Source organism: Nocardia coffeae (assembly GCF_019890715.1).
Lineage (GTDB): Bacteria > Actinomycetota > Actinomycetes > Mycobacteriales > Mycobacteriaceae > Nocardia > Nocardia jiangxiensis.
On record NZ_JAINZY010000002.1, the window covers coordinates 484,668 to 502,532 of the forward strand.

Annotated in this window: 16 protein-coding genes; 7 read left to right on the top strand and 9 right to left on the bottom strand. The window is 68.6% G+C overall.

Annotated elements, in window-relative coordinates:
- The first annotated feature begins 434 nt into the window (after window positions 1-434).
- Window positions 435-1,568 (top strand): MFS transporter, encoded by a 1,134-nt coding sequence (locus tag K7711_RS11405; protein WP_222969297.1) that lies wholly within the window; start codon window positions 435-437, stop codon window positions 1,566-1,568.
- Window positions 1,569-1,639: 71 nt separating this feature from the next.
- A complete protein-coding gene (locus K7711_RS11410; protein ID WP_222968162.1) occupies window positions 1,640-2,401 on the top strand; it encodes an AraC family transcriptional regulator in 762 nt (253 codons plus the stop codon).
- A gap of 21 nt (window positions 2,402-2,422) precedes the next feature.
- On the opposite strand, the gene K7711_RS11415 is transcribed toward K7711_RS11410, so the two are convergent.
- The 6 genes from K7711_RS11415 to K7711_RS11440 all read right to left on the bottom strand — a co-directional run bounded on the left by K7711_RS11415 (window position 2,423) and on the right by K7711_RS11440 (window position 8,888).
- Window positions 2,423-3,712, bottom strand: a complete 1,290-nt coding sequence (locus K7711_RS11415; protein ID WP_222968164.1) for an MFS transporter — start codon at window positions 3,710-3,712, stop codon at window positions 2,423-2,425.
- Window positions 3,713-3,845: 133 nt separating this feature from the next.
- Window positions 3,846-5,258, bottom strand: coding sequence for an MmgE/PrpD family protein (locus tag K7711_RS48885; protein WP_222968166.1), 1,413 nt, complete (start codon window positions 5,256-5,258; stop codon window positions 3,846-3,848).
- Window positions 5,255-6,079: a cyclase family protein gene (locus K7711_RS11425; protein WP_222968168.1), complete on the bottom strand. Its 825-nt coding sequence runs from the start codon at window positions 6,077-6,079 to the stop codon at window positions 5,255-5,257. Before K7711_RS11425 ends, K7711_RS48885 begins: the two co-directional genes overlap by 4 nt.
- Entirely contained in the window at window positions 6,076-6,909 is an 834-nt protein-coding gene (locus K7711_RS11430) for an HpcH/HpaI aldolase/citrate lyase family protein (protein WP_308014638.1), read from the bottom strand. Before K7711_RS11430 ends, K7711_RS11425 begins: the two co-directional genes overlap by 4 nt.
- Window positions 6,906-8,087 (bottom strand): CaiB/BaiF CoA transferase family protein, encoded by a 1,182-nt coding sequence (locus K7711_RS11435; protein ID WP_308014701.1) that lies wholly within the window; start codon window positions 8,085-8,087, stop codon window positions 6,906-6,908. Before K7711_RS11435 ends, K7711_RS11430 begins: the two co-directional genes overlap by 4 nt.
- Before the next feature lie 33 nt (window positions 8,088-8,120).
- Window positions 8,121-8,888 (bottom strand): IclR family transcriptional regulator, encoded by a 768-nt coding sequence (locus tag K7711_RS11440; RefSeq protein ID WP_222968170.1) that lies wholly within the window; start codon window positions 8,886-8,888, stop codon window positions 8,121-8,123.
- A 213-nt stretch (window positions 8,889-9,101) separates the two neighbouring features.
- On the opposite strand from K7711_RS11440, the gene K7711_RS11445 reads away from it, so the two are divergent.
- From K7711_RS11445 to K7711_RS11460, 4 genes are all read left to right on the top strand, one after another.
- On the top strand, window positions 9,102-10,460 hold the full coding sequence (locus tag K7711_RS11445) for an MmgE/PrpD family protein (protein ID WP_235747011.1): 1,359 nt from the start codon (window positions 9,102-9,104) through the stop codon (window positions 10,458-10,460).
- Window positions 10,461-10,486: 26 nt separating this feature from the next.
- Complete coding sequence (locus K7711_RS11450; RefSeq protein ID WP_222968172.1) at window positions 10,487-11,095, top strand: aspartate/glutamate racemase family protein; 609 nt, start codon at window positions 10,487-10,489, stop codon at window positions 11,093-11,095.
- Window positions 11,096-11,234: 139 nt separating this feature from the next.
- Entirely contained in the window at window positions 11,235-12,608 is a 1,374-nt protein-coding gene (locus tag K7711_RS11455; protein WP_222968174.1) for an FAD-dependent oxidoreductase, read from the top strand.
- A 3-nt stretch (window positions 12,609-12,611) separates the two neighbouring features.
- Window positions 12,612-14,078 carry a dihydroorotase gene (locus K7711_RS11460; RefSeq protein ID WP_222968176.1) on the top strand — a complete coding sequence of 489 codons (1,467 nt, stop codon included), beginning with the start codon at window positions 12,612-12,614 and terminating at the stop codon, window positions 14,076-14,078.
- Between the two features lie 53 nt (window positions 14,079-14,131).
- On the opposite strand, the gene K7711_RS11465 is transcribed toward K7711_RS11460, so the two are convergent.
- Window positions 14,132-15,046: an AraC family transcriptional regulator gene (locus K7711_RS11465; RefSeq protein ID WP_222968178.1), complete on the bottom strand. Its 915-nt coding sequence runs from the start codon at window positions 15,044-15,046 to the stop codon at window positions 14,132-14,134.
- Window positions 15,047-15,144: 98 nt separating this feature from the next.
- Between K7711_RS11465 and K7711_RS48890 the strand changes: the two genes are divergently transcribed.
- Entirely contained in the window at window positions 15,145-16,194 is a 1,050-nt protein-coding gene (locus K7711_RS48890) for an acyl-CoA dehydrogenase family protein (RefSeq protein WP_222968180.1), read from the top strand.
- An 87-nt stretch (window positions 16,195-16,281) separates the two neighbouring features.
- Here K7711_RS48890 and K7711_RS11475 read toward each other — a convergent pair whose 3' ends face one another.
- Window positions 16,282-16,836 carry a dihydrofolate reductase family protein gene (locus tag K7711_RS11475; RefSeq protein ID WP_222968191.1) on the bottom strand — a complete coding sequence of 185 codons (555 nt, stop codon included), beginning with the start codon at window positions 16,834-16,836 and terminating at the stop codon, window positions 16,282-16,284.
- A 78-nt stretch (window positions 16,837-16,914) separates the two neighbouring features.
- Entirely contained in the window at window positions 16,915-17,835 is a 921-nt protein-coding gene (locus K7711_RS11480; RefSeq protein WP_222969305.1) for an RNA polymerase subunit sigma-70, read from the bottom strand.
- Between the last annotated feature and the right edge of the window lie 30 nt (window positions 17,836-17,865).

Below are 17,865 nucleotides of genomic sequence, written 5' to 3' on the forward strand. Positions count from 1 at the left end.
CGCTGCCGGTGACGTAATGCGTGCGTGAGTCGTCGGCACAGCGGCCCGTCCTCGACAACCACGACAGCAGACAATCTGGCGCGCAAGGGGATTGGCTACTGTCGAGGGCTGTGGAGGTTATTGTGCAGAGATGTGCGTTGGGGACCTGACATGCGAGCGAGAATCAGGCAGCTTGTGTGCGCGGACGCCGGGGATACGCTGCCGTCGTTCGGGCCGGTGTGGATCGATTGTTCAGGTAGAAATGTAATTGCTTGTGGCCGAATGACTTCGGGTGCGATTCCAGCCGTGTCAGGTCCAATGGCGGATTTCCGATATCGATCGGCCGATTACGGGAAGCGCGCCAGCGCGGGATTGCCGATCGTTGATATGTGAGTTCGATTCGGGAATTGATCCGGCCGCGGGATGTCGGCGACGGGGTGGGGCATTGGCGGCGGATGCGAGTCTGGGCGACGGCGCATGCGGTCGACGACTTCTATCAGGGCCTCGTGCCCGCGGCCGTGCCGTATTTCGTGTTGGAGCGGCATTTCGGTTATGTCGAGGCCTCGGGACTGGCGCTGGCCGCGACGTTGGGCAGTGCGCTGCCGCAGGTGGGGATCGGATTGCTGGCGGATCGGCGGCGGCTGCGGTGGATGTCGCCGGTAGGGGTGAGCCTGGCGGGTATCGGAGCCGGTCTGTCGGGGCTGGTGCCCAGTTATCCGCTGGTGTTCGGCCTGCTGTTGCTGGCCGGGTTCGGGATCGCGATGTTCCATCCGCCAGCCGGACGCGATGCCCGGCGTGCGGCCGGGGGCAGTGCCACCGCGATGAGTTATTTCGCGGCCGGGGGCAGTGTCGGATTCTTCGTCGGACCGGCGCTGGTGACGCCGGCTTTGGACACGCTCGGGATCGGCGCGACCGCGTTGTTCATCCCGCCCGCGGTGCTCATGGGTTTCATCCTCTTCCGGCAGCAGGGCCGCCAGGCCGATGCCGTGACCGGACCGGTCGAACGTGCGGGCCGGGATCGAATCGGGCTGTTCGCGGGGCTGACCGCCGTCGAGGTCGTGCGATCGACGATCTCGACAGGACTGAACACCTTCATCTCGCTGTACTGGATCCGGCATCTGGGCGCGAGCAGCGCGCTGGGCGGACTCGCGCTGACGTTGGAACTCGGTGGCGGCGTGCTGGGCACACTGCTGGGCGGCAGGCTCGCGGATCGGATCGGGATGGTGCGCACCGTGCAGCTCGGCAATGCCGCCATGCTCCCGGCGCTGTGGCTCATGCTGGCCTGCCACGACAAGTACGCCGCGTTGCCGCTGGCGCTGGTCGTGGGCCTGATCTCGAACATCCCGTTCGCCGTGCTGATCAAACTCGGCCAGGACTATCTGCCCAGCCGTCCGGGCACCGCGGCCGGTGTCACGCTCGGGCTCGCGGTCAGCGCGGGAGGGTTGTTCATGCCGCTGCTGGGGCTGGTCGCCGGTCACTACGGTCCGCGCGGCGCGCTGGTGGTGCTGGCCACGGTGCCGGTGCTGGCGATCGCGATCTCCACGGTGCTGCGTGAGCCGGTATCGCCTGGTGACGAGTTCGCGACATGAGTGACTCGTGTTCCGATCAGGCGTCCCGAGACGGATTCGCCGGTGGCGGATTCGCCGTATTCTGACCGGTGATGACTGCGATCCGCTATACGCCGGTTGCGCCGACGATCTCCGAGGCCCGCGCGGGCGGAGACGTCATCGATCGGCACCGGCACGACGACCATCAGCTGATCTATGTCAGCTCGGGCGTCCTAGCGATCCACACCGAACGCGGATCCTGGATCGCGCCGAACGACCGGGCGCTGTGGATTCCGGCGAACACCTGGCACGAACATCGGTTCTACGGCCGCAGCCGATTTCACACGGTCGGTTTCCCGGCGCGGGGGACCGCCGCGTTGCTGGATGTCCGGACGCCGACGATCATCGCGGTCGACGCGCTGGTGCGTGAACTGCTCATCGCCCTCACCGACCCGACGCTCACCGCCGTGGAGACCCGGCACCTGCGGGCGGTGTTGCGGGATCGGCTGCGCTGCGTCGCGGAACAGCCGTTCACGCTGCCCGCGCCGCGGGATCGCCGGCTCGCGAACGCATGTCGGTTGGTGGAGTCCGATCTGCGGCGACCGTGCACCCTCGCGGATCTGGCTCGCCGAGTGCACACCGGCGAACGGACACTGTCCCGGCTGTTCCGCACCGAGTTCGCGATGACCTACCCGCAATGGCGAACTCGTACAAGGGTTTTCGCCGCGATGGTGATGCTCGCCGAAGGTGCGGCGGTCACCGAGACCGCGCACGCCTGCGGTTGGGCGACCACGAGTGCGTTCGTGCACACCTTCGCCCAGACGATGGGAACGACTCCGGGTGCGTACCGCGCGGGCATGCATGCCCGGCACTGAACGCACCCGGAGTCGGCCTCGTCAGGAGAGCGTGGTGGCCTGCGCCTCGGTCGTTTCCGACTCCCGCTCGGGTTCGCGGGTGCCGAACAGCATCAGCCCCGCGCCCAGCAGCGCCAGCACCACCATGACCACGAATCCGCTGGCGAACGTCCCGGTGCTCTGCACGATGAAGCCCATCACCAGCGGGGCGGCCACGCCGGAGAGTGCGAAGCACGCGTCGGCGAATCCGGCGGCGGTGCCGGGTTGACTCGGTTCGGCGTCGATCGCGGCCACCCACCAGATTCCGCCGGTGACGAAACCGCAGCCGACTCCGATCGAGATGAACACCACGGCCGTGACCAGCGAGGGCGCGCTCACGATCGGGATCAGCGCGGCGCCGGCCAGCAGCAGTGCGATACCCATGATGGTGAAGCGACTGCGAATGCGTCCGGTGCGGGCGTACACCTTGTCGACCAGCACACCGCCGATGAGCGCGCCGACCACGCCCGCGGCCCACGGTGCGACGGTGAACGCGCCGACCTGCTTGACGCTCAGGTGGTACGAGGTCGACAGGTACTCCGGCAGCCAGTACATGAAGGCCCAGAAGATGTAGCCCCAGGCGAAGTAGCCGACGCCGACGATCCACAGATTGCGGTTGGTGAAGATCCGCCGCCAGTTCACCTTCTCCTGGCGTTCGGAGGTTTCCTCGGCCAGTTGCCCGGACTCGATGTACGTGCGTTCGGCCTCGGAGACCCGGGGAGAGGCGGCCGGGGTGTTGGCGAGCAGTCCGACCGCGATCAGCGCCCACAGCACACCGAGTGCGGCCAGCACCCAGAACATGCCGCGCCAGCCCAGACTCGCGATCAGCTGGGTCACGATCGGCCCGCCGATCAGCAGGCTGCCCGACACCGCGACGCCGCCGACCAGAGCCAGTGCGAAGCCGCGCTCCACACTCGGCAGCCAGCGGCTGATCACGCGGGTTGCCGCGGGGAAACCGGGTGCCTCGCCCGCACCGAGCACGATGCGGATCAGCAGCAGACCGGTGAAACCGCCGGAGATCGGCGTGATCGCCGTGGCGACCGACCAGAACACCATGCCCACCAACAGAATTCGGCGTGGACCGAATTTGTCGACCAGTGGACCGGCGAGGAATGCGAACACCATGTACCCGATGGAGAACGCGGAACTGATGACGCCGTAATCGGCGGAGTCGATGCCGAATTCGGCCTCGAGCGGTTTGACCGCATACGAGACCGCACTGCGGTCGATGTAATTGATGATGACGAGGACGACGATCATCGCGACCGTCGCCCAACGGAAATGTTGGCGCATGGTGGTTACCTCATTGTCCACCGTTCCGCTTGGCGGAACATATTGAATAAAAGGTGCTGAAACTATGCGTCATGAATTGTTTCGGCACAGGGTTTTCGCGTAACTGCCCGATGAATTCGGGAAATTGCGCGGGTTATGTTCCGCTGATAGGAACGTTCTGGAAAATATCGTTCACCGGACCGCCCGCGGGCAGCCGCCAGATCGCCTCGGCGAGGCGCTCGGCCGTGTCGGCCGGAACCGACCGCGTGGCATTCGAGGTGAACTTGAGCGTGAGCTCCTCGGGTGACAACGGGTTCGCCGGACCGCCCCGATTCTGCGAGACCCGTTCCGTGCGGGTGGTTCCGTCGTCCAGACGGACCGTGAGCACAGCGGGGAACTGACGGGGGAAGATCCGGGTGCACTCCGCGTCGGCGACCACGTTCACCTTGTCCGCGATCGCCAGTCGGGCCGGATCCCGCACGGCGCTGTCGGTGAAATCCTCGTGGAATACACCCAGCCCGCCGCCGCCGAGCAGGGCCGCGGCGACGGTGTACGGGCCGCTGAACGCCCCGTGGTACCCCGAACGCGGCCGCCGCTTCTCCTCGATCGGCTCGCCGATGGTGCGCAGAACCGGTTCGGGCACACCGAGAGTCAGCTCGGTGATCCGGGCCGGATCGATCCCCGCGCGACGCAGCCGCAACGCCGCGTCCACACCCGCGTGGGTGAAATGGTTGCAGGGGTACGGCTTGAAGAAGATGCCGGGCGTCTCCCAGTGCTCACCGAGACCTCGGGTGACCTGCTCGATGTCGAACCGGTCGCCGCAGAACGCCTGCAGGAAGCCGAACCGGCCCTCCAGCACCGTGGGCGGGCCGGTGAGCCCGTGCTGCGCCATCTGCGCCGCGACCACACCGGCGTGCGCGGCCCAGCCACAGTGCACGCGTTTGACGGTGCCGCCGGTGCGATTCGCCTCGATGACGCCCGAACCCATACTGCACGCGATCCCGATGGCCGAGGTCAGCTCGTCCGCGTCCAGACCCAGCAGCATGCCCGCGGCGACCGCGGCCCCGACCGCCCCGCAGATCGCGGTGGCGTGCTGGCCGCGATCGAAGAACACCGAATTGGCGTTCTCCTCGTCGTAACCGGCCATGCCGAGCCGACAGGTCACCTCGATGCCGACGGTCGCGGCGTCCAGGAAGGCCGGCCCGCTCGCGCCGGTCCGTTCGGCGACCGCGAGCGCAGCGGGAATCACCGCCGAGGACGGGTGCAGCACCGAGGGCAGGTGGGTGTCGTCGAAATCCAGGCTGTGCGCGAGGGTTCCGTTGACCAGCGCGGCCGACGGCGCGGGCAGCCCGCCCTCGATGCCCAGTGCGGTGGCGGCCGGTCGGCCGCCCCACTCGGTGACCACCGCGCGAACGACCTCCGCCGGTTTCTCGCCGAGTGCGGCCAGGCAGTTGCCCAGCAGGTCCAGCACGCGTCCGGCCAGGTCGGTGCGCAGGTCGGCGGACAGGCCGTCGGCGTGGACGCGGGCGGCGAGTGCGCCGAGTTGCTGTGCGGGAGTGGGTGTCACGCGCCCACCACCGCGAACGGCCGGATCGGGGAACCGGTGCCGCCGACGATGCGCAGCGGCGCGACCACGAACAGGAATTCGGCCAGCCCCGCGGCGGCGACCTCCTCCAGGTTCAGATGCTCCATGATGTAGATTCCGTTCTCCACCAACAGAACTCGATGCACCGGCAGTTCGCGGTGTCCGGCCCCGGCGGGAATCTGCTCGTAGGCGGTGGTGTCCGCGCCGGTGGCGACGACGCCGCGGGCGGCCAGCCACGACGCGGCATCCACGGTCAATCCCGGGACGCCGGTGTCGTGGCCCAGATACGTTGCGGCATCGTCGAAGTTACGGGCCCAGCCGGTGCGCACCAGCGCGACGTCACCGGCCTCGGGGCGCACACCGGCGCGCTCGGCCGCGGCGATCAGGTCGGCCTCGGTGACTCCGTAACCGGGTTCGAGGGTGTCCACGCCCTTGGTTCCGGCGACGTCCAGCAGCACGCCGCGGGTGATCATCGGCGGGATCTTCTCGGTGCCGTGCTCGCTGAACTTCCCGCCGCGCTGTGCGGCGTAGGCGTCGATGTCGCCGTGCAGTTTTCCGTTGTGGCTCACGTGCGAGAGCGAGTCGATGTGGGTGCCGACGTGCCCGCCGGTGATGATCACCTCGTTGCTCGCCGAACCGCCGTCGGGGCGCATCATGTCGCCGTGCCGACGAGCCAGCGTCATCCGGAAGCCGGGGTGGTTGGGCGAGCACGGCATTCCGGTGAACAGCGGCTGGCCCAGCTCGATCGTGCGGAGTCCTTGCGCGACGGCCTCGAGCAGGGTGCCGGTTACGGCGTCGGTCATGATGTGGTCCCTTCTGTTTCGAATTGCTCGGCGAGGTCGAGCACCCATCGGCTACGGGCGACGACGGCCGGGTCGACGAACCGGCCCTGCTCGTCCAGCCAGGCGGCGGAATCCTTGCCGTGCAAGGAGTTCAGGAGTTGCCGAGCGTCGTCGACCTCGGTGTGGCTCGGGGTGAACACGGCGTTGACCGGTTCGATCTGTTTCGGATGCACCACCGAGCGGCCGAAGAAGCCGCGGTCGCGGGCGGTGGCGCTGTCGGTGACCAGTCCGTGCAGGTCCGCGACGTCGGTCCAGACCGCGTGCGGTGGGCTGGGCAGCCCGGCCGCGCGGTTGGCGGTGACCACGCGCTGGCGCGCCCATTCCAGTGCCGTGTTGTCGCGCACGCGCAGGTCGGCGAGCAGGTCGGCCTCGCCGAGGGAGACCGAGGCGACCAGCGGGTGGCATGCGGCGAGCCCGAACGCGTTCTCCACGCCCAGCGCGGATTCCACCAGCAGGTGCAGGGGAGCCGCGAGGCGGTCGGCGATCCGTGCCACGGCATCGGGATCATCGCATTTCGGTACCCGGATTCCGGCCACTCCGCGTCCGGCCAGATCGGCGACATCGCTTTCGCCCCAAGGGGTTTGCGGTGAATTGATCCGGATCCACAGCGGTTTGGGCCAGGTCTGCGCCGCCGCGGTGACCGCGTTCGCGCGGGCGGCGGCCTTGTCCGGTGCGGCGATCGCGTCCTCGAGGTCGTACACCACCGCGTCGGCCGGACCGGCCATCGCCTTGGCGAGCAGTTCGGGGCGATGCGCCGGGACGTACAGCCAGCTGCGGGCCTTGCCGATCACGCCACACCCTGCTCACGCAGCTCGCTCAGGTGCTGCTCGTCGATGCCGAAGCGGGCCAGGATCTCGGCGGTGTGTTCGCCGAGTTTCGGTCCGGTGGTGCGGATTTCGCCCGGGGTGTCGCTGAGCCGGAACGGGATGTTGGGCATTTTCAGCGGGCCCAGTTCGGGATCCTCGATCCGCAGCACACTGCCCAGCGCGGCGTACTGCGGATCGGCCATGATGTCCGCGGCGGTGTAGATCGGGGCGACCGCGGCCTGCGCCTCCTCGAAGGCGGTGACCACCTCGTCCCGCCCGCGTGCGGCGATCCACGAACCCACCGCCTCGTCCAGTTCGTCGGCGTGTTCGGCGCGGGTGCGACCGGCCGCGAACCACGGCTCCTCGATCAGTTCCGCGCGGCCGACCAGGCGCATCACGCGCTCGGCGATGGACTGCGCGCTGGTGGACACCGCGACCCAGCTGCCGTCGCTGCACTGGTAGGTGTTGCGCGGCGCGTTGTTGGTGGATCGGTTGCCGGTGCGCGGTTGCAGCACGCCGAGCTGGTCGTATGCGGTGATCTGCGGGCCGAGCACGGTCAGCAGAGGTTCGATGATCGCCATGTCCAGGATCTGGCCGCGGCCGGTGGCCCGGCGGGCGTGCAGGGCGGTCATGATGCCGAACGCGGTGGTCAGCGCCGCGACGCCGTCGGCGAGGCCGAACGGCGGCAGGGTGGGCGGGCCGTCGGGTTCACCGGTCAGCGCGGCGAATCCGCTCATCGCCTCGGCCAGCGTGCCGAAACCGGGACGCGCGGAGTAGGGACCGAACTGGCCGAATCCGGTGACCCGGGCCAGCACCAGTCCCGGATTGTCCTGGGCGAGTACGTCATAGCCCAGACCCCAGCGCTCCAGGGTGCCGGGCCGGAAGTTCTCGATGATGACGTCCGCGTCGGCGGCCAGCTCACGGAACAGCCGCTGCCCCTCGGGCGAGCCCAGATAGAGGGTGAGCGATTTCTTGTTGCGCCCCAACATCTTCCACCACAGCCCGATCCCGTCTTTGCTGGCACCGTGGGTGCGGGACGGGTCGCCGCGCGGGTGCTCGACCTTGATCACCTCCGCACCGTGGTCGCCCAGCAGAGTCGCGGCCATCGGCCCCGCGAACAGGGTGGCCACATCGAGCACCTTGATCCCGGCCAACGCTTGCACAGTCAACTGAATTCCTCTCGTACAGCGGCTTTTTCAGCCGCGATGACCCATTCGGCGGGAGATGCGCTCGGCGGTGTCCACCACGCGCGGCGCGATCTTCTCCACGAATTCCTCGGTGACCCGGTAGCGCGGACCGCACACCGAGATCGAGCCGATCACCTCGCCGGTGATGCCGAAGACCGGCGCGGCCACCGAGCCCGCATCGGCCTGCCGCTCGCCGCCCGACTGCGCGAAACCGCGTGCGCGCACGTCGTCGAGTTCGGCGGCGAGCGAATCGGGATCGGTCACGGTGCTGGTCGTGAGCGCGGCCAGTGGTCCGGCCAGGGCTCGCCGGCGGGCGTCCTCGGGCAGGAAGGCGAGCATGCACTTGCCGGAACTGCCCGCGTGCAGCGGAAAACGGCGGCCCAGCTCGACGGTCATCTTGATCTCGTGGGTGCCCTCGACCTGGTCGAGGTAGATCCGGCCGTCGGGGACCAGCGCGGTCAGGGTCGCGGTCTCGCCGGTTTCGTCACGCAACGCTCGCAGCAGGTCCAGTGCGCTGGCGCGCAGGTCCGAGTCGCGGAACGCGCGCGCTCCCAGTGCGGTGGCCGCGGCGCCGAGCCGGTACTGCCTGCTGTCCGGATCCAGCACGACCATCCCGCGGGTGGCCAGGGACTGCAGGATGCGGTGCACCACGGCCTTGCTCAGGCCCAGCTCGCGGGCGATCGCACTGACCCCGAGCCGGGACGGTCCGTCGGTGAACAGCAGCAGCACGTCGGCGACGCGTGCGGCGGCCTCGGTGCCCGGCGTGGGCTCGGTCATGACTCTCCCGGTAAGGTCGTACCGTTCAGCGGAACGGCTCGGACGTTGTCGATTTCCAGGAAAGCATCAGGTATGCCCCTGCTGTCAAGTGGATCTTTTGGATTTCGCAGCTAACGGTTGACGTTTAGTCCGGCTAAGTGTCAGGATCGAAGACATATCCAGCGGTCCGCTCAGCGGTACGGCTGAAATTCTGGAAGGCGGTGAAGGTCGCAGATGACCTCTTCGGTTACCGAATCCGTTACGGCACTGGGAACCTGGGTGTCCGGACTGCGCTGGGACGCCGTGGCCGAACCCGTGGCCGAGCGACTGGGCATCGTGCTGTTCGACGTTCTGGCCGCGAACGCGGTGGGCGCGCGCACCGAAGGTCAGCGGGCGTTTCGTGCCGCGTGGCCCGCGCCGCCGGGACACAGCCCGGTCGTCGGCGGTGGCTGCTCGACCGATCCGGTGACCGCGGCCTGGCTCAACGGCCCCGCGACGGTGTGCCTGGAACTCGACGAGGGCAACAAGTACGCCAAAGGGCATCCGGCGGCACACGTGTTCCCGGCCGTTCTCGCACTGGCCGCCGAACTCGATGTGCCCGGCCCGGATCTGGCCGCGGCACTGCTGGCCGGTTACGAGGTGGCCGCTCGATTCGGCCGCGCGACGTCATTGCGTCGCGGTGCGCACCCGCACGGCAACTGGGGTGTGGCCGGTGCCGCGGCGGGTTGCGCCCGACTGCTGGGCCTGGACGCCGAACGCACTGCCGCGGCCATCGACGCCGGTTCCGGGTTGCCGGTGGCCGGGCATTTCGATTCGGCGCTGGACGGCAACCCGGTGCGCGACGCCTGGCTGGGTGCGGCGAACGCGTCCGGGATCGCCGCGGCGCGCCTCGCCCTGGCCGGTTCGGCACGCAACACCGGGACCGCCGCCCGCTCACTGGGTGAGCTGCTCGGCAGTTTCGCGCCCGAAGAGCTGAGCCGGGAGCTGGGCGCCCGCTTCGACATCACCGGCAACTACTTCAAGCAGCATTCGTCGTGCTCGTACACCCATCCCGTCGCGGACCTGCTGATCGACGCCCGCACCGCGCTGTTCGGCACGCAGGCCGACCCTGCCGAAATAGCAACCGCGACCGTCGGAATCGACGTGCAGACGCACGCACTCGCCGCGGGACTCGATCGGACGAGCTGGCACAACCAGTTGTCCGCGATGTTCTCGGTACCGTTCGTCGCGGCCACCGCGCTGTTGTACGGAGAAGTCACGCCCCGCTACACCGCACTGCTGCCGGACGACGCCCCCGAGATCGCGAAAGTCGCTGCCGGAGTAAGGATCAGCGAGGTTCCCGAGCTGACCGCGAAACTGCCCGACAACCGCGCCGCCCGGATCTCGGTGCGCCTCGCGGACGGGCGCACGCATACCGCCGAGGCCGGAAATCCGATCGGCGACACCGACTTCCAGCCCTTCGACCGCGACCGCCTGGCCGCGCTGTTCACCGGGCTGCTCGACCAGACCGCAGTGCGCACGATCGGCGCGGTGGTGGACGGGATGATCGCCGCCCCCGGCGCCCGCGCACTGCTCGCCCCGCTCGCCGCATGACCGTCCCATCGCACGAAGGAGTCCTGATGCGCCGCATCTTCTCGGTGACGCCGATCCACGTCGACCCGGAGGAACTGGACCGCCGACGCCGCCGCTACAACGAGCTGGCGCCGGACGGAATCACCGTGGAACTCGTGGACGCCGGACCGGCGGCGCCCGCCCAGCTCGCCAGCGCCGCCGACCTGCACGCCTCGGAACAAGCCGTCGCGGCCGCGTTCGCCACCGCCGAAGGCTACGACTTCCGGATGCCGGACTGCGTTCTGGATCCGGGCGTGCCCGCCGGGGAGCGCGGCATGTTGCAGGTCGTCGTGGAGCGGCTCGTCGCCGACGGGCACCGGGTCGCCGCGGTCACCCGCAACCAGGTGATCGCCGACGAGCTGGCCCGCAAGGTACGCGAATACGGTTGCGGCGATTCATTTCTCGGCGTCGCGGTGCTGGATCTGGATCTGGGCGCGGTCGCCGACGGCGCACGCTGGAACGCCGCGATGCGATCCGCGCTGGACGATCTGTCGGCCCGGGGCGCGACAGCCGTGATCAACGGCTGCTCCGCGGTCGAGGTCGAGCACACCGAGGGCGGCCCGCTCGTCGTCGATCCGGTCGCCGATGCCCTGCGGCTCCTGGCGGGTCCGGCATGAGCGGTCGAGGCTGGAAGCGGAGTGTTGCCACGCAGGCTGCCTCGCATGCTGGAACGGGTTGCGCCATGAGTGGTCGGGGCCGACCGCGGCAGGGTTGCGTTTGCGTGCGCGCCGGTGTTCAGGCTGTGGAGGGCGCAATATGAGCGACGTCGATCTGGTCGTGGCCGGGGCGGGCGGCGGCCTGGCCGGGGCGTTGCGGGCGGCGCAGCTGGGTGCGCGGGTGCTCGTCGTTGAGGCGAACGAGCATTACCTGCGCGGTAACAACACCTCGATGTCGACCGCGATGATTCCGGGCGCGGGCTCACGCTGGCAGCGCGCCGCCGGAATCGAGGACTCGCCGCAGGAGTTCCTCGGCGATATCGCGGCGAAGACGCACGGCGACTTCGCGAAACCGGTCGCCGAAGCGCTCGCCGGTATGAGCGCTGAACTCGTCGAATGGCTGGGCGACCATGTCGGGCTCCCGATCGAACTGCCCACCGATTTCGATTATCCGGGCCACAGCGCACAGCGGGTGCACTCCATTCCCGGACGGCACGGTTCGCGACTGCTGCACCACCTCGCCGACGCGGTGGCCCAGGAATCGCTGATCGACACGCTGATTCCCGGCCGGGTCGCCGCGGCACGACGCACCGAGGAGGGTCTACTCGTCACGGTGTCCTATCCGGACGGCCGCGAGGAGGAGATCTCCACCGGCGCACTTCTGTTGGCTACCAACGGTTATGGCGCGAATCGGGAGCTGGTCACCGAACATCTGCCCGAGATCGCCGATGCCGAATACCACGGCAGCGAGTACTCCACCGGAGACGCCCTGCGGATCGGCGCTGATTTCGGTGCCGCGGTCTCCTACCTGGACGCCTACCAGGGCCACGCCGGACTCTCGGCCGAGGCGCGCACACTGGTCACCTGGACCGTGGTCATGCACGGCGGTTTCGTGGTCACGGCCGACGGCCGCCGATTCGGCGACGAATCGACCGGTTACTCCGAGTACGCCGCGGTACTCGCCGGACAGCCGGGCGCATCCGGCTGGCTGATCTACGACGAGAGAATCCACAGTGCCACAATGGCTTTCGGAGACTACGTCGATGTCGTGAACAGTGGCGCGGTGCGGCACGGCGAGTCGGTCGCGGAACTCGCGGACAGCATCGGCGTTCCCGCGCAAGCCCTGGCCGCCGAACTCGTCGAGGCGTCCGCGGTCGCCCGCGGCGACGAACTGCGAGACCGGTTCGGCCGCACCAGATTCGAGCAGCCGCTCAGCGGCCCGCTGTACGCGGTGCGAATTCTGCCCGCGCTGTTCCACACCCAGGGCGGACTCGTGGTCGACCGGCACGCTCGGGTGCTGGATGCGAATTCCGATCCGATTCCGGGTCTGTATGCCTCCGGCGGCGCGGCCGTCGGCATCTCCGGTCACGGCGCGGCCGGATATCTGGCCGGTAACGGGCTGCTGCCCGCGCTGGGCCTCGCCTACCTCGCGGCCACGCACTCGGTGGCCGAATTCCCTAGAATTGAAAGGTAATTCATGACCAACCACGACCTGATCATCCGCAATGTGCGCGTCGTCCGTCCCGGGGTGGAGGACACCCCGCTCGCGGATATCGCGGTGAGTGACGGGAAGGTCACCGAAGTCGGTCCGGACCTCGATGTCTCCTCGGCCCGTGAGGTCGTGGACGGTGGCGGCAAGCTGGCCTTTCCCGGCGTGGTCGACGCGCACCAGCACTGGGGCATCTACAACCCGCTCGACGAGGACACCCGCACCGAGAGCCGCGCGTGTGCGCAGGGCGGGGTCACCACCTCGCTGACCTACATGCGCACCGGGCAGTACTACCTCAACCGGGGTGGGGACTACTCGGAGGTGTTCCCCGAGGTGCTCGCCGCCTCCGAGGGAAAGTCCTTCGTGGACTACGCATTTCACCTCGCGCCCATGCAGGCCTCGCATATCGCGGAGATCCCGGAGCTGATCAGCGAGCACGGCGTGAGCTCGTTCAAGATCTTCATGTTCTACGGCAGCCACGGCCTGCACGGCGCATCCAACGACCAGAACTCCTTCCTGATGATTCCCGAAGGCGAGCGCTACGACATCGCCCACTTCGAATTCGTCATGCGCGGGGTGCAGGCGGCGCGCGAGCGTTTCCCGGAGATCGCCGACTCGATCTCGCTGTCGCTGCATTGTGAGACGGCCGAGATCATGACCGCGTACACGAAGATCGTGCAGCAGGAGGGCAAGCTGTCCGGGCTCGAGGCGTACAGCGCGTCGCGGCCGCCGCATTCGGAGGGCCTCGCGGTCACCATCGCCTCCTATCTCGCGCACGAGACTCAGCTGCCGAATATCAACCTGCTCCACCTGTCCTCGGCCAAGGCGCTCGAGGCGGCCATGCTGATGGCGAAAACCTTTCCGCACGTGGACTTCCGGCGCGAGGTCACGATCGGGCACCTGCTCACCGACATCACCACCGCGGACGGCATCGGCGGCAAGGTCAACCCGCCGCTGCGCCCGCGGGCCGATGTCGAGGCGCTGTGGGAGCATCTGCTCGCCGGTGACATCAGCTGGGTGGTCTCGGACCACGCGTGCTGCAAGGAGGCCACCAAGTTCGGCGACGACCCGGCGGACATCTTCGCCGCCAAGTCCGGATTCGGCGGCACCGAATACCTGCTGGCCGGCCTGGTCGGCGAGGGCCGCAAGCGCGGTCTGTCGATGCGACAGGTCGCGGAGCTGACCGCGTGGAACCCCGCGCAACGTTACGGCCTGCACACCAAGGGCGATATCGCGCCCGGTTTCGATGCCGACATCGCCCTGGTCGACCCGGACCGCTCGTGGACCGTGCGGCCCGAGGACTCCGAATCCACCCAGGAATACAGCCCGTTCCGCGGCCTCGAGGTCGGCTCAACGGTGACCGACACCTTCCTGCGCGGTGCGCGAATCTTCGCCGACGGCAAGGTGACCGGTCAGCCCACGGGCCGCTACGTGCGTCGTCCGGCCACCCGCTGACGTTGTGATGTCCCGGGTCCGGACGTTCGTGAGGGGGCGTCCGGCCCCGGGCGTCATTCGGCGGTCGCGGATACCTCGGCCATCGGCATGGCGAACGCAGCACGGCGGAAATGGCCTGGGGCAATACCGTACTCGCGGCGGAACGCATTGGAGAAGGAGAATTCGGTCGAGTACCCGACCTCCCGTGCGATCGTGGCCAGCGAAGCGTCGGTCTCCCGGAGCAACCGGGCACCGCACCCGAGCCGCCAGCTGATCAGGTAACTCATCGGCGGTTGCCCGACGAGTGTGGTGAACCGTCGGCTGAACGCGGTACGGGGCAGCCCCGCGACATCGCTGAGCCTGCCGACAGTCCACTGGTGCTGCGGCTGCTCGTGGATCTGCCGCAGCGCGGCGGCGATCGCGGGATCGTCGCTGCCCGGCGCACTGCCGTGTTGCTCGTGCCACTGCCTCAGCACCTGGACCAGGATCAGGTCCAGCAGCGATCGCAGTGTCGCCCCGCTACCCGGCCGTGCTCGGCCCACCTCCGCCTCGAGCATCGCGACCAGCGCCCGCATCTCGGGGTACCGCTCGTAATCCGGTGACACCGCGATGAGGTCGGGTAGTGCGCGCAGGTACTGAGGCGCGTAACCGTGCTCCAGTCGGTAAGCGCCGCACAGGAACTCGAAGTCGCACGGCCCCGGCGCGGGCGGGATCGGCCCCATCGCCGAGGGCGGCAGGTCGGCCAGCGCTCGTCGGGTCCGGGCGAATCCGTGCTGGGCGCCGGACGAGGTGAGCACGATGTCGCCCGGCCGCAGCGCAACGGGCGGCCGGTCCTCGGTGATCAACCAGCAGGTGCCTCGCAACATGATGTGGAACCCACTGCCCGAGAAGGCGGGGAACCTGAGTCCCCGAGGGTCCGAATGCCTGATCAGGCGACTGCCCACGCTGCCGACCCGAACCATGCGGATGACCTCGCTCATCAGGTCCATACGGCCGATTTTAGCCAGCCCCGCCGCGCACAGCCGCGTATGTACCGAGGTCGCTCGCGTATGGCCTGCCCGGCCCCGTGGGTGGTTGGGTTGACATCGTGATCGATGACGCGACAGAGGATGAAATCGGTGCGGTCCTGCGGACCAACGCCGACAAGACCGAGCAGGGCGGGCGGCTCGCGGCGGAAAGCCTGGAAGCGCTGCGTGGCGCGGGCTTGTTCGGGCTGCGGACACCGCGCGAATACGGCGGTGGGTGGGCGAGCGTGGAAACAGTCGCCCGGTGCCTGACTCGTCTGGGCCGAGCGTGTCCGTCCAGCGCATGGGTGACCGGGACCTGCCTGACCGCCAAGAACATCGCCGTGCGGTACCACCTGGAGGGGGACCTCTTCGCGGACCCGGACGCACTGTGGTGTGGATCGGGAATCCCAGGGGGACAGGGTGAACGGGGCGTTGGCGGGGTGCGGATCAGCGGCCGCTGGCCGAACGTGTCAGGATGCGAGGACGCGGTCTGGGCGTTGCTCGGCGTGGTCGTGGACGGCGTGTTCTCCTTCGCCGTCGTCCCCGTGGCCGATCTCGCCATCGAGCGAACCTGGCACATGGCCGGCATGTGCGGCACGGGCAGCCAGACCGTGGTCGCCGACGATCTCCTCGTGCCGGCCGAGCGGGTCGCGACCGCCGCGCCCTTCACGACCGCGGACCTGATGTTGTACTCGATGACGGTGCTGAGCCCGGTTGTGGGCGCGACGCTGGGCGCGCTGGACGTGGTCGGCGCGATGTTCGCCTCGGACCGCAAGCCGTTCATGACCACGTACACCCGGATGGGTGAGTCCGCAGGCGCCCGGCAGTGGCTGGCGGAGGCCACTCACCTGGTGCACCGCGCCGAGACCGCCATGCTCGCGGTCGCCCACGACACCGACGCGATCGAACTGTCGGAGAACGACAGCCCTCGCCTGCACATGGATCTCGCCGACGCCGCCCGTACCTGCCGATCCGCCATGGAACGCATGCTCGACCTATCCGGCGCGAGCGGCTTCGGCACGGCGAACGCGCTGCAGCGGTACTGGCGGGACGTCGCTGTCGGCAGTCGCCATCCCCACCTGAATCCCTACCTGGCAGTCGAGCGGTACGGGACAGCCCTGACCGGCTGACACTATGCACCCGGGTAGCCCCCGGGTCCCATTGCGGTTCGGCCGCAGAGTTATACGGCCGATCGCGCCGCGTGCGGAAGTGCCCGGTTATTGTGCGGGCCTGCCGTATCGTGCGTAAACCGCTGCACCCGCCGGTTCGATCGCCTGGCAGTCCAGGTCCATCGGTGAGTCGGGCGGAAACAGTTGCGCACCGCTACCGAGCACGGTCGGGAAGGTCAGCAGGCGATACTCGTCGATCAGATCCGCACCCATCAGTAGGTGCACGATGCTCAGGCTGCCGGTGATGATCACATCCCGCTTCTCGCTCTCGACGGCCTCGATGAGATCGCCGTCGAGGAGCTGAGAATTTTTCCATGCCGAGACGTCGGTGAGCGTCCGGGATGCGACCAGTTTCGTCGCGGCGTTCATCCGCGCGGCGAACGGGTCGTCGCGCCCCGGCCAGATGGCGGCGAACAACTCCCAGGTTCTGCGCCCCAGCAGCATGACTCCTTCGTCCAGCAGCGTTCCGAGCCGGAACTTGTCTCCCGCAACGGCTTCGGGGCCGTACCGGAACGCCCACCCGCCGTGTGGGGTGTTCGCCCGGCCATCCGGGTCGCTCACCCGTCCGTCCAGGGTGATGAACTCGCTGACGACAACGCTCATGATGATGTCCTTAGGGTTGATCGGTCTCTCACAGGTACCTACCGGCCCAGGCGCCCCGTCTCATCGCTCTGGTCGAAATTATTCGGAACCGATGTGCTCGGGCAGTCCGAACAGGCCCAACACCGCGGGATCCGCGAAGACGGCATTGCGGGCGATACGGCCGTCGACGACGGTGAAGACCTGCAGCGTGTGCAAGTGATGCCCGCCGTCCGGTGCGGCCGCGTAGGCGGCGAGCGCGGGCTGGCCGTTGGCGGTGAGATGCCGCATGCGCCAATCGGTTCCACGCATCCGGAACACTCGTTGCAGGAATCGGCCATAATCGTGGCTCCCGCGGTACCACAGCGGCACCGGTGGCATCTCCATGACCGCGTCGGCGGTCACCAACCGCACCAGCGCGGGCACGTCCGCCGCCTCGAACGCCCGTGCGTAGCGGTGGATCACCGCGCGCACCTCGGGATCGTCCGGTTCGGTGATCAGCTCCGCACCGGGCGCATCGGCCAGCGCGGCCCGCGCCCGCTGCAGCGCGCTGTTGACGGCTGCGACCGTGGTGTCCAACTGCCCGGCGACCTCGACGGCACTGAACTCCAGCACCTCGCGCAGGATCAGCACGGCCCGCTGGCGCGGCGGCAGCAGTTGCATCGCCGCCACCAGCGCCAATCGCAGATCATCTCTTGCCGCGGTCTCGAAACGCAGGTCGGGAAACGGCTGCAGCCACGGAATATCCAGTGCCGGAAGAAGTTCCGCATCGGGGTCGTCGGAGGCCGGCCCCAGACCGGACGGCAGCGCCCGTCGCGCTCGTCGGTCCAGTGCCGTGAGGCAGGCGTTGGTGGCGATTCGATACAGCCACGTTCGCACCGATGCGCGGGTGCTGTCGTACCGATCCCGCGCCCGCCACGCGCGCAACATGGTCTCCTGCACCACGTCCTCGGCCTCATGCACCGAACTCAACATCCGATAGCAGTAGGCAACCAACTCGCCTCGATAGGGCTCGAACTCCATCGGCACCCGATCATCGAAGCATCTCCGGCT

Coding starts and splice junctions, on each gene's coding strand:
- K7711_RS11405 (WP_222969297.1), top strand. CDS start 435: ATGCGAGTCTGGGCGACGGCGCATGCGGTCGACGACTTCTATCAGGGC.
- K7711_RS11410 (WP_222968162.1), top strand. CDS start 1,640: ATGACTGCGATCCGCTATACGCCGGTTGCGCCGACGATCTCCGAGGCC.
- K7711_RS11415 (WP_222968164.1), bottom strand. CDS start 3,712: ATGCGCCAACATTTCCGTTGGGCGACGGTCGCGATGATCGTCGTCCTC.
- K7711_RS11425 (WP_222968168.1), bottom strand. CDS start 6,079: ATGACCGACGCCGTAACCGGCACCCTGCTCGAGGCCGTCGCGCAAGGA.
- K7711_RS11440 (WP_222968170.1), bottom strand. CDS start 8,888: ATGACCGAGCCCACGCCGGGCACCGAGGCCGCCGCACGCGTCGCCGAC.
- K7711_RS11445 (WP_235747011.1), top strand. CDS start 9,102: ATGACCTCTTCGGTTACCGAATCCGTTACGGCACTGGGAACCTGGGTG.
- K7711_RS11450 (WP_222968172.1), top strand. CDS start 10,487: ATGCGCCGCATCTTCTCGGTGACGCCGATCCACGTCGACCCGGAGGAA.
- K7711_RS11455 (WP_222968174.1), top strand. CDS start 11,235: ATGAGCGACGTCGATCTGGTCGTGGCCGGGGCGGGCGGCGGCCTGGCC.
- K7711_RS11460 (WP_222968176.1), top strand. CDS start 12,612: ATGACCAACCACGACCTGATCATCCGCAATGTGCGCGTCGTCCGTCCC.
- K7711_RS11465 (WP_222968178.1), bottom strand. CDS start 15,046: ATGGACCTGATGAGCGAGGTCATCCGCATGGTTCGGGTCGGCAGCGTG.
- K7711_RS11475 (WP_222968191.1), bottom strand. CDS start 16,836: ATGAGCGTTGTCGTCAGCGAGTTCATCACCCTGGACGGACGGGTGAGC.
- K7711_RS11480 (WP_222969305.1), bottom strand. CDS start 17,835: ATGGAGTTCGAGCCCTATCGAGGCGAGTTGGTTGCCTACTGCTATCGG.